1 protein-coding gene is annotated in these 1196 nt (G+C 66.4%); it reads right to left on the bottom strand.

The features are described from left to right. Positions 1-1196 (bottom strand): acyl-CoA carboxylase subunit beta (locus DK926_RS26240; RefSeq protein ID WP_207890928.1); only part of this gene is annotated, 1196 nt, incomplete at both ends.

Below are 1196 nucleotides of genomic sequence, written 5' to 3'. Positions count from 1 at the left end.
CCGACCGTGGCTTCACCGTAGGCGTAGAGCAGTTTCGCGCCGCGGCGGATGATGCCGTTGAACTCTTGCCCGGTGCCGGGGAGGAAGCCGGGGACGTCGACGAGGGTGATGATGGGGACGTTGAACGCATCGCAGGTGCGGACGAAGCGTGCGGCCTTCTCGGAGGCGTCGATGTCGAGGGTGCCGGCGAACTGGGTGGGCTGGTTGGCGACGATACCCACCGAGCGGCCGTCGACGCGTCCGAAGCCGACGATGATGTTGCGGGCGCGGCCTTCTTGGACTTCGAGGAATTCGTCGTCGTCGAGGATGCGGCGGATGACCTCGTGCATGTCGTACGGGGTGTTCGGCGAATCCGGGATCAGGGTGTCGAGTTCGAGGTCCTCGTCGGTGAGGTTGTCCTCGATGCCGCCGATGATCGGGTCGGAGGGGGCCAAGCGGGGTGCCTCGGCGCGGTTGTTGCTCGGCAGGTAGGACAGGATGTCGCGGACGTAGTCGAGTGCGTCCTGTTCGCCGGAGGCGACGTAGTGCGCGACACCGGACTTCTCCATGTGGGTGTGGGCGCCGCCGAGTTCTTCCATGGTGACGTTTTCGCCGGTGACGGTTTTGATGACGTCGGGGCCGGTGACGAACATCTGCGAGGTCTGATCGACCATGACGACGAAGTCGGTCAGGGCGGGGGAGTAGACGTGTCCGCCGGCGGCGGCGCCCATGACCAGTGAGATCTGGGGGATGACGCCGGAGGCTTGGACGTTGCGGTGGAAGATTTCGCCGTAGAGTCCGAGGGAGACGACGCCTTCCTGGATGCGGGCGCCTGCGCCTTCGTTGATGCCGATGAGCGGGCGGCCGGTCTTGATGGCCAGGTCCATGACCTTGACGATCTTCTCGCCGTAGATTTCACCGAGGGAGCCGCCGAAGACGGTGACGTCCTGGGAGAAGACGCAGACGTCGCGGCCGTCGATGGTGCCGTAGCCGGTGACGACGCCGTCGCCGAAGGGGCGGTTGTCGGCGAGGCCGAAGTTCTGGGAGCGGTGGCGGGCCAACGCATCCATTTCGACGAACGAGCCCTCGTCGAGCAGCGCGAGGATGCGCTCGCGGGCGGTCAGCTTGCCTTTGGCGTGCACCTTCTCGATCGCGGCTTCGCCGGACGGTGCCATCGCTGCTTCGCGGCGGCTACGCAGGTCGGCGAGCTTGCCCGC

The sequence above is a fragment of the Rhodococcus sp. Eu-32 genome (genome assembly GCF_003336925.1).
Lineage (GTDB): Bacteria > Actinomycetota > Actinomycetes > Mycobacteriales > Mycobacteriaceae > Rhodococcoides > Rhodococcoides kyotonensis_B.
The sequence above is the reverse complement of the archived record's forward strand: the minus strand, read 5'-3'. Positions and strand labels throughout refer to the sequence as shown.